This window comes from Thalassotalea eurytherma (assembly GCF_030161415.1).
GTDB lineage: Bacteria > Pseudomonadota > Gammaproteobacteria > Enterobacterales > Alteromonadaceae > Thalassotalea_G > Thalassotalea_G eurytherma.
In genome coordinates this window covers 266,386-276,796 of the sequence record NZ_BSSU01000003.1, presented here as the reverse complement: position 1 = coordinate 276,796, position 10,411 = coordinate 266,386, and the positions used below count along the sequence as shown (strand labels likewise).

Here is a 10,411-nt window from a genome sequence, read left to right as displayed (position 1 = left end):
CTTAATTCTGTAACTAATTGCAAGCTCTGCGGTTTGGGTACTTTTATTTGCTCACGCGGTCGCTAGTTAGAATCTTGCATCACCGACCAGGTCTCTTTTTATAAATCTCTAAATCTCTAAATCTCTAAACCTCTAAATCCTTACATCTGTAGCTAATTAAAGCTTTGTTGGTTTGGGTACTTTTATTTGCTCACTCGGTCGCAAGTTCACAAATGTGTCTGGAACAAATTTGAACGCCTTAGCGGCTCGAAGAGTGAAGTATAGGATGTACGAAGTAAATCTTGCATCACCGACCACTTCTCTTTCTATGCATAAGACTTTCCTGTAAATTACTAACCAATCTATTTGATTTACTCACTTAGCTGACATCCCTCATAAATTTCTGATTTCCCGTTTGATTTTAATGCTAAGAAATCACCTTATGCCATTCGTGTTTAAAGGGACTGGCGCTTTAAAACTATTTTTTCTTGTTTTGTACTCGACTCTTGTATAAAGCATAGATATAATTCGGCGTCATTATTTTAATCTGATCATCTTTTATTACTTTATTAGTGATTAAAAACTTCTTGAAATATGCTTTTAGCATCCCCATGTAAGTTAACTGATAAATGAACTTTAATAGATGCTTAAGTAGAAGCGTATAAACGCAAATTTTTGAGGTATATAAATGCAAGTTTCAGTTGAGACTACACAAGGTTTGGAACGTCGCCTTACAATTTCTGTTCCTGCCGAAACTGTTGATGTAGAAGTTAAGAATCGTTTACGCCAAATCGGTAAAACGCAACGTATTAATGGTTTCCGCCCGGGTAAAGTTCCACCAACAGTTCTTCAAAAGCGTTACGGTAAGTCTGTTCGTCAAGAAGTTGCTGGTGAATTAATGCAACGTAACTTCTTCGAAGCAATCATGGCTGAGAAGTTAAACCCAGCAGGCCGTCCTGAGTTCATCGCTAAAAGCAATGAAGAAGGTAAAGAGTTAGAGTTTGAAGCTGTATTCGAAATCTACCCAGAAGTAGAAGTAAAAGATATCGAAAAGATCGCAGTTGAAGCACCAAAAGCTGAAGTAACTGACGCTGACTTAGACGAAATGTTCGTTACTCTACAAAACCAACACAAAACGTGGAAAGAAAATAAGCGTAAAGCTAAGAAAGGCGATAAGTTAACAATCGACTTCTTAGGCCGTGTTGATGGTGAAGAGTTTGAAGGCGGTAAAGCTGAAGCGTTTGAATTAGAGCTTGGTTCTGGTCGTATGATCCCAGGTTTTGAAAAAGAATTAAACGGTATGAAAGTTGGTGAAGAGCACACAATTAACGTGACATTCCCAGAAGATTACCATGCTGAAAACTTAAAAGGTAAAGAAGCTGAGTTTGATATTAAAGTTATCAAAACTGAAGGCCCTGTATTACCAGAAGTAGACGAAGAGTTTGCTAAATTATTTGGTATTGAAGAAGGCGGCATTGACGCTTTACGTGACGAAGTAAGCAAAAACATGTCTCGTGAGTTAGGTCAAGCGGTTAAAGCTAAAGTAAAAGACCAAGTTATCGAAGCGTTATTAGAAGCTAACGAAGTTGATTTACCAAAAGCTTTAGTAGACCAAGAAGTTGATGTTTTACGTCAACAAGCTATGCAACGTTTTGGTGGTCAAGTAGATCCGCAAAACATGCCTAATCTTCCATCAGAAATGTTTGAAGAGCAAGCTAAGCGTCGCGTAAAAGTTGGTTTATTACTTGGTGAAGTAATCAAAGTAAACGAAATCAAAGTTGATGATGCTAAAGTTCAAGAGTTAATTGAAACAGCTGCATCGGCATACGAAGATCCGCAAGAAGTGATCAAGTACTACAACGAAAACAAAGAAATGCTTCAACAAATGCAAAACGTTGCATTAGAAGAGCAAGCAGTTGAATTCGTTTTAGACAAAGCAAAAGTAACTGAAAAAGAAACTAGCTTTAAAGAAATCATGAATCCGGAAGCTAAATAAGCTTTTTGATTGACATTAACTAGTTCAGTAGCTTAAATGGCTTATATGTTTTCATATAAGCCATTTTTATTTTTAGAAGGAAGCGCTGTTGTTTAATTCTCACCCAACTATGTCAGATATTACCAGTTTAACTGAAAATGCATTAGTACCTATGGTAGTTGAGCAAACTGCTAAAGGTGAACGTTCTTACGATATCTATTCTCGTTTGCTCAAAGAGCGTGTAATTTTCTTGTGTGGTCAAGTTGAAGATCACATGGCAAATCTTATTGTTGCTCAATTATTATTTTTAGAATCAGAAAATCCAGAAAAAGATATTTACTTATATATCAATTCTCCTGGTGGTTCAGTAACTGCTGGCATGGCTATTTACGATACGATGAAGTTTATCAAGCCAAATGTGAGTACTGTGTGTATTGGCCAAGCAGCAAGTATGGGCGCCTTTTTATTGTCAGGTGGCGAAAAAGGTAAACGTTATTGTTTGCCTAATGCTCGCGTTATGATCCACCAACCACTTGGTGGCTTCCAAGGTCAAGCATCTGATTTCGAGATTCATGCAAAAGAAATTTTGCATATTAAAGAAAAGTTAAACACTTTAATTGCTGAACATACCGGTCAGCCGATTGAACGTGTGACAGAAGATACCGATCGAGATAATTTCTTAAGTGCTCAAGCAGCTGTAGATTACGGCTTAGTAGATGCAATTTTAGAGAAACGTATCGATCAATAAGCTATAGTTAAAGTAGTTTGACTACGAGAAGGTCTAATACACCTTCTTTTTTCTCAATAGTTAATATCGCTATTTTTATAAATAGCTCAGTTTAGATGATAGTTAGAGGTACCCTATGACCGACATTACAAAGGGTGACGGCGATAACGGCAAGTTACTTTACTGCTCGTTTTGCGGTAAAAGCCAGCACGAAGTACGTAAATTAATTGCTGGTCCTTCGGTTTATGTATGTGACGAATGTGTTGAGTTATGCAACGACATTATTCGTGAAGAAATTAAAGAAATTTCACCTAAAGAAGAAAAAGAAGCACTACCTACACCTATCGAAATTCGAGAGAGTTTAGACGATTACGTTATTGGTCAAGAACACGCTAAAAAAGTGTTGTCGGTAGCGGTATATAATCACTATAAGCGTTTGCGAAACGGTGACTCACACAATGGCATTGAATTAAGTAAAAGTAACATTCTACTTATTGGTCCTACTGGTAGTGGTAAAACCTTACTTGCAGAAACCTTAGCACGCTTACTTGATGTGCCTTTTACCATGGCCGATGCGACGACATTAACCGAAGCTGGTTATGTCGGTGAAGATGTTGAAAACATTATCCAAAAGTTACTGCAAAAATGTGACTACGATGTAGAGAAAGCACAACGTGGTATCGTCTATATCGATGAAATTGATAAAATTTCTCGTAAGTCTGATAACCCATCAATTACACGAGATGTATCTGGTGAAGGTGTGCAGCAAGCCTTATTGAAGCTTATTGAAGGTACCGTTGCTTCTGTTCCGCCTCAAGGTGGTCGTAAGCATCCACAGCAAGAGTTTTTGCAAGTTGATACGTCTAAAATCCTCTTTATTTGTGGTGGTGCATTTGCCGGCTTAGATAAAGTCATTGAGCAACGCTGTGCTACAGGTACTGGTATTGGTTTTGGTGCTGAAGTACGCTCAGATGATTCAAGTAAATCATTAACCGAGCGCTTCCAAGAAGTAGAACCAGAAGATTTAGTTAAGTATGGTTTGATTCCTGAATTTATCGGTCGTTTACCTGTAGTAGCTACCTTAAGCGAACTGGATGAAGAAGCACTTATTCAGATCTTACAAGAGCCGAAAAACGCGTTAACTAAGCAGTTCTCAGCGTTGTTCGATATGGAAGGTGTTGAATTAGATTTTCGTGAAGATGCTTTACACGCTATTGCTAATAAAGCGATGGAACGTAAAACAGGCGCACGTGGTTTGCGCTCAATTGTAGAAGCTGTATTACTTGATACCATGTATGAGCTTCCTTCAATGGAAAACGTTGCTAAAGTAGTAATAGATGATACGGTGATAAAAGGTGAATCTAAGCCAATCGTTATCTATGAAACAGCGAACGAGAAAACTGCCTCAGAAGGTTAGCCTTTTGACAAAGTTATTGTAAATCGTTTAAAAAAGAGCCAATTAGGCTCTTTTTTTGATCCCTTTGTTGAATCCTCAACTATTATCCCCATATACTTTTTAAATACATAATAACAACAGTTGTTGTTGCAGCTGTTTGCTTTTCCGTTGATTCGAATTCAGTAAGAGAGTACCTATGAGCAAAGCGCTATCTGGTGTGATTGAAATTCCCGTTCTTGCCTTAAGAGACGTTGTGGTTTATCCACAAATGGTCATTCCACTATTTGTTGGTCGAGAAAAGTCGATCCGTTGTTTAGATATTGCAATGGAGCAAGATAAACAAATATTTTTAGTTGCGCAAAAAGATGCCGCTGTTGACGATCCTACAGCTGACGATGTTTATCAAACGGGTACTGTCGCAACAATTCTCCAAATGTTAAAACTGCCGGACGGCACGGTAAAAGTATTAGTTGAAGGTGTTCAACGTGCTACGTTAAAAGAGTTCACTGAAACAGATCCTCAGTTCATTGCAAATATTGAGTTCCTTGAGTCACAGCCTGCTGACCAAGAAAGTGAAGAAGTGCTTGTCCGTTCAGCTATTTCTCAGTTTGAAGGTTATGTAAAGTTAAATAAGAAGATTCCACCTGAAGTATTAACGTCTGTCTCTGGCATTGATGATGCAGAGCAGTTAGCCGATACAATGGCCGCTCACATGCCATTAAAGCTTGTCGACAAGCAAAAGGTTTTAGAGATCAACGATATTACTGATCGCTTAGAATTTTTGATGGCGCAAATGGAAGGTGAAATCGATTTACTGCAAGTGGAAAAGAAAATCCGCGGCCGTGTTAAAAAGCAAATGGAAAAAAGCCAACGCGAATACTATTTGAATGAGCAAATGAAAGCGATTCAAAAAGAGCTTGGTGAAATGGATGATGTGCCAGATGAAGTTGAGCAAATCACCCAAAAAATTGAAGACGCTAAAATGCCAGCTGAAGCGAAAGAAAAAACGCTTGCTGAATTACAAAAATTAAAAATGATGTCGCCTATGTCGGCTGAAGCCACGGTTGTTCGCTCATATATCGATTGGATGACGAGTGTGCCTTGGAAAAAGCGTAGTAAGTTGAAGAAAAACTTAGCGTTAGCCGAAGAAGTGCTTAACAAAGACCATTATGGTTTAGACAAAGTTAAAGAACGCATTATTGAATATCTAGCCGTTCAACAACGTGTTAGCCAACTTAAAGGGCCAATTCTTTGTTTAGTTGGGCCTCCAGGTGTTGGTAAAACCTCACTGGGTCAATCAATCGCTAAGTCTACTGGTCGTAAGTATGTTCGTATGGCACTAGGTGGCGTGCGTGATGAAGCAGAAATTCGTGGGCATCGCCGAACTTACATTGGCTCTTTGCCAGGTAAGTTAATTCAAAAAATGGCAAAAGTTGGTGTTAAAAACCCATTATTCTTACTAGATGAAATTGATAAAATGTCGTCTGATATGCGTGGCGACCCATCATCAGCCTTACTAGAAGTATTAGATCCTGAGCAAAACACAAGCTTCAACGATCATTACTTAGAAGTTGATTACGATTTGTCTGATGTCATGTTTGTGGCAACGTCTAACTCAATGGATATTCCAGGCCCATTACTTGATCGTATGGAAGTTATTCGTTTATCTGGTTATACAGAAGATGAAAAACTAAACATTGCTAAACAACACCTCGTCGCAAAACAAATTGGTCGCAATGGCTTAAAAGCGCATGAAATCAATATTGACGATAGCGCCATTATCGGCATCATTCGTTACTACACGCGTGAAGCAGGCGTGCGTAGTTTAGAACGAGAAATTTCAAAATTATGTCGTAAAGCGGTTAAAGCTATTTTACTTAATAAAGACATGAAGAAAGTTGAAATCACGCAAGAGAACCTAAGTGAATTTTTAGGTGTTCAACGCCATGACTACGGTAAAGCAGATGATGAAAACCGTGTTGGCCTAGTAACTGGTTTAGCTTGGACGCAAGTGGGTGGTGAATTACTGACGATTGAAACAGCGTCTGTACCAGGTAAAGGCAAGTTAACTTATACCGGTTCATTAGGCGATGTCATGCAAGAGTCAATTCAAGCGGCAATGACAGTCGTGCGTAGTCGCACAGAAAAGCTTCGTATTAATGATGATTTCCATGAAAAACGTGATATCCACGTTCATGTGCCAGAAGGTGCAACACCAAAAGATGGACCTAGTGCCGGTATTGGCATGTGTACAGCGCTAGTTTCTAGCTTAACAGGTAACCCTGTAAAAGCAGACGTGGCAATGACAGGTGAAATTACCTTACGTGGCGAAGTACTCGCCATTGGTGGTTTAAAGGAAAAACTACTTGCTGCTCACCGTGGTGGCATTAAAACAGTGGTTATTCCGAAAGACAATGAACGTGATTTAAGCGAAATTCCAGACAACGTAAAAGCTGATTTATCCATTCACCCAGTGAAATGGATCGATGAAGTGTTACAAATTGCACTCGAGCATCCGTTTGAAAAATGGACAATTGGTAAGTAAATAGAGGCCTAAAACAGGAAAATGCGAAAAAAAAGCAAAAAAATTGCAAAAAAATGCATTTTTTGCTTTTCAAACGCTGAAACTGTGGTAAGTTAAGTACGACTATATCGCTAGAGGTCAATGTAAATAGGCTCTCTAGTAAAGATAAGAATAATTATCTTTAATTTAATTTCTTAACTACGGTGCTTGATGTTCCAACCGAAGCTTGATATAAAATTGTTTCCAAGGAACGCTAACAAATAATAAATGATAGCGCTGAATAATAACAAATGAAGGGGAAGACACTGTGAATAAGTCTCAACTAATCGAGAAAATTGCTGCTGGTGCTGATATTTCTAAAGCGGCTGCTGGCCGTGCATTAGATTCGTTCATCGAAGCTGTAACTGAAGAATTAAAATCTGGTGAGCAAGTTGCGTTAGTTGGTTTTGGTACATTCTCTGTACGTGACCGTGCTGCACGCACTGGCCGTAACCCACAAACTGGTGCCACAATCGAAATTGCTGCTGCAAAGATTCCATCTTTCAAAGCAGGTAAAGCATTAAAAGACGCTTGTAACTAATCACAGTTTAAGTAGTTTTGTAAAAAACCACCCTAGGGTGGTTTTTTTGTTATCGAAATCTGAAATTTAGCGGTAGATAACAAGATAATCACTATCAACTACCACAGTAAATCTGGTAGAATCGCGAGCAGTAAAAATACGTAATCGTGTTAAAGAGAAAAAGATGTTAGAAAGAATTAGAGAAAACTCTCAAGGAATGACGGCTAAGGTAATCTTAGGTTTCATTATCTTGACCTTTGCTATTGCAGGTATCGGTAGTTATACAAACAACGTTGATACATCGGTAGCAGAAGTTAACGGTGAAAAAATTTCACAGCAAGCATTTGAACAAGCGTATCAATCACAACGTAATCGCATGGCGCAACAATTTGGTGATATGTTTGATACGTTAGTAGCAAATCCTGCTTATTTAGCAAATTTACGTAACGGCGTACTTGATAACTTAATTAATGAAAAGTTACTTGATCAAGCCGCTCGCGATTTAGCCATTCGTATTTCTGATGAAGAATTAAAGAAAACGATTCGCAACATGGAAGAATTCCAAGTTGATGGCCAATTTGATAACAATCGTTATTTAGCGATTATCAATCAAAGCGGTTTTTTCCAATCAAGCGATTTTCGTGATTACTTGCGTGTAGAAATGGCTCGTCGCCAATTAGGCATGGCGATCGTATCAGGTGAATTTGGTTTACCTTTCCAAGCACAGCAAATTGAAAAGTTACGTAATCAAACACGTGATATTAAATTTGCCGTTGTTGATACGGAACAATTTAAATCTCAAGTTGAAGTTTCTGAAGATGAAATTTCAGCTTACTACCAAGAAAATGAAAACCGTTTTCAAACACAAGAACAAGTAAAAGTTGAGTACGTACTGTTAGACGTGTTTGATATTGCAAAAGACATTGAAGTGACTGAAGCAGACGCTAAAGCCTACTATCAAGAAAATATTGCAAGCTTCTCTAAAGAAGAGCAACGCCGTATTTCTCATATTCTTATTGAGTTTGGTGATGACAAATCAGCTGCAGAACAGGAAATTCGTTCTATTGCAAACCGTATTGCACAAGGTGAAGATTTTGCTGAATTGGCGAAAGAACTTTCTGCTGATACATTTAGTGGTGAGAACGGCGGTGATTTAGAGTGGTTAGAACTTGGTGTTATGGATGAAGCATTCGAAGAAGCAGCACTTGCCTTAGCTAATATGAATGATGTTTCTGAAGTTGTAGAATCTGAGTTTGGTTTCCACTTAATTAAATTAACTGACTTCAAAGCGGCTGAAGTACAAACCTTTGAAGCTATTCAAGAAGAGTTAATGGCACAAGTAAGTGAAAGCGAAGCACAAAACAAGTTTTACGAGCTTCAACAAGAACTAGCGCGTTTAAGTTTTGAATTTCCTGATACGTTAGAAGATGCTGCTGGTGCGGTGAATGCAGAAGTGCAAACATCTGATTGGTTAACACGTAACAACCAGCAACCACCATTTAATGAGCAATCAGTGATTGATGCGATGTTCTCAGACATCGTGTTATCTGAAAACTTGAACTCAGATATTATTGAAGTAAATGAAAACTTAGCAATGGTTGTTCGTTTACAAGAATACCAAGAAGCGAAAACACGTCCTTTAAGTGAAGTATCTGATACGATCAAATCGCAGTTAGTTGCTGATAAAGCAGCTGTTGCAGCGCAAGATGCTGTTGATGCGATTTTAGCAAGCTACAAAGCTGGTGAAGATGTATCAGAAAAAGCGACTGAATTAGGAGCTACTTTTACCGAGAAGCCTGCTATTACTCGTTACAGTGCTGATGTTGACAGTGCGATTGCACGCTTAGCGTTTACATTGCCTCATCCAACCGAAGGCAAGGTGTCTGCTGATACAGCGAGTATGCGTAATGGTCAAGTAGCGGTTGTTGAAGTAACAGCTGTTTACGAAGGCTTAGCTGCACCAGCTCTTGATAACGTTGTTGAGCAACAAACACAAACGTTATCGCAAGCATCATATGTAGCTTATGTAGAGTCTCTTCGCGCAAAAGCTAAGATTACTCGTAAAACGTTAAGTGAACCAACGAACAACGTTTTCTAGATAGTTGAAATAAATAAAAAGGGTCAGCGTAAAGTGTTACGCTGACCCTTTTTTCGTTTTATAGCTGTTGTTTTTTAATGGAAAGTAGCCACTGTTTCATCACTGTTTAGACTATCCTTCGCGCTTATAGTCATTCAATATTGTGGCAAAGGCATATTTGCCGGTTATTGTCTCGCAGGCATATTTACTTGTCATTGTCTCGAAGGCATTGTTACTTGTCATTGTGGCGAAGGCCGCAATATAAAGGGATACTGACCTCCGTCAGCATGACACTCAAAGTGTCATTTGAGCGAATACAAAATTACGTGTCATTGTTTCGAAGGGATATTTGCTTGTCATTGTCTCGAAGGCATTGTTACTCGTCATTGTCTCGAAGGCATTGTTACTCGTCATTGTGGCGAAGGCCGCAATCTAAAGGGATACTGACCTCCGTCAGCATGACGCTCAAAGTGTCATTTGAGCGAATACAAAATTACTCGTCATTGTCTCGAAGGCATTGTTACTCGTCATTGTGGCGAAGGCCGCAATCTAAAGGGATACTGAACTCCGTCAGTATGACGGTCAACGTTTGATTTGGTGGACAGTAGAATTTCGTGTCATTGTGACAAGGGTATAGCTATTCGTCATTGTGGCGAAGGCCGCAATCTATAGGGATACTGAACTCCGTCAGTATGACAATCAAAAGTGTCCCCTTTACTGATTAAAGAGAATAATACTTTCAATTATTCTTCAGTTTTATCTCTCGATCTTTCAAATTGTTTAATTGCCCCTGCTAAATGTTTATCAATAAACCAAAACGAAACTGGGCGCATCACTAAAAAGTACCCAGCAAGCAAAGCGAATATTGGCAACATTAACCACCAGCTATCAATTCGAGCAAGTGCAATGAATGGCGGAATTAGAACTAATAGCTTTAATAGATTTATCGCAAGCTTTTCAGGAGCCTGTAACTTGTTGTTTGCTAATTCTATAATTTTACGACGTTCGGCAAGTGAGTAGGGCGCTAGTTCTTTAATTTGGGCAGTAGAAAAATATATTGTCATAAATGGTTTTATATAAAATTGTTAGGATTTAATAGCTCGCTGTAAACAGATTTTAGCAGGCTTTATTTTCAAATATAGCGATCATACGTGAAAACCCGACTAATATTAAA

The 10,411-nt window shown here is 38.6% G+C and carries 7 protein-coding genes; 6 read left to right on the top strand and 1 reads right to left on the bottom strand.

Features of this window, described 5'->3' with window-relative positions:
- The first annotated feature begins 667 nt into the window (after window positions 1–667).
- The 6 genes from tig (at window position 668) to QQK02_RS03955 (ending at window position 9,258) form a co-directional block, all read left to right on the top strand.
- Window positions 668–1,975 carry a trigger factor gene (gene tig, locus QQK02_RS03980; RefSeq protein ID WP_284206649.1) on the top strand — a complete coding sequence of 436 codons (1,308 nt, stop codon included), beginning with the start codon at window positions 668–670 and terminating at the stop codon, window positions 1,973–1,975.
- Between the two features lie 109 nt (window positions 1,976–2,084).
- Window positions 2,085–2,702 (top strand): ATP-dependent Clp endopeptidase proteolytic subunit ClpP, encoded by a 618-nt coding sequence (clpP, locus tag QQK02_RS03975; RefSeq protein ID WP_284206660.1) that lies wholly within the window; start codon window positions 2,085–2,087, stop codon window positions 2,700–2,702.
- Between the two features lie 115 nt (window positions 2,703–2,817).
- On the top strand, window positions 2,818–4,098 hold the full coding sequence (gene clpX, locus QQK02_RS03970) for an ATP-dependent protease ATP-binding subunit ClpX (protein ID WP_284206648.1): 1,281 nt from the start codon (window positions 2,818–2,820) through the stop codon (window positions 4,096–4,098).
- Between the two features lie 175 nt (window positions 4,099–4,273).
- Window positions 4,274–6,622, top strand: a complete 2,349-nt coding sequence (lon, locus tag QQK02_RS03965; RefSeq protein ID WP_284206647.1) for an endopeptidase La — start codon at window positions 4,274–4,276, stop codon at window positions 6,620–6,622.
- A 286-nt stretch (window positions 6,623–6,908) separates the two neighbouring features.
- Window positions 6,909–7,181 carry a nucleoid-associated protein HU-beta gene (gene hupB, locus QQK02_RS03960; protein WP_074499445.1) on the top strand — a complete coding sequence of 91 codons (273 nt, stop codon included), beginning with the start codon at window positions 6,909–6,911 and terminating at the stop codon, window positions 7,179–7,181.
- A 163-nt stretch (window positions 7,182–7,344) separates the two neighbouring features.
- Window positions 7,345–9,258, top strand: coding sequence for a SurA N-terminal domain-containing protein (locus QQK02_RS03955; protein WP_284206646.1), 1,914 nt, complete (start codon window positions 7,345–7,347; stop codon window positions 9,256–9,258).
- A gap of 722 nt (window positions 9,259–9,980) precedes the next feature.
- Here the strand turns inward: QQK02_RS03955 and QQK02_RS03950 are convergent.
- Window positions 9,981–10,301: a DUF6170 family protein gene (locus tag QQK02_RS03950; protein WP_284206645.1), complete on the bottom strand. Its 321-nt coding sequence runs from the start codon at window positions 10,299–10,301 to the stop codon at window positions 9,981–9,983.
- Window positions 10,302–10,411: the final 110 nt, after the last annotated feature.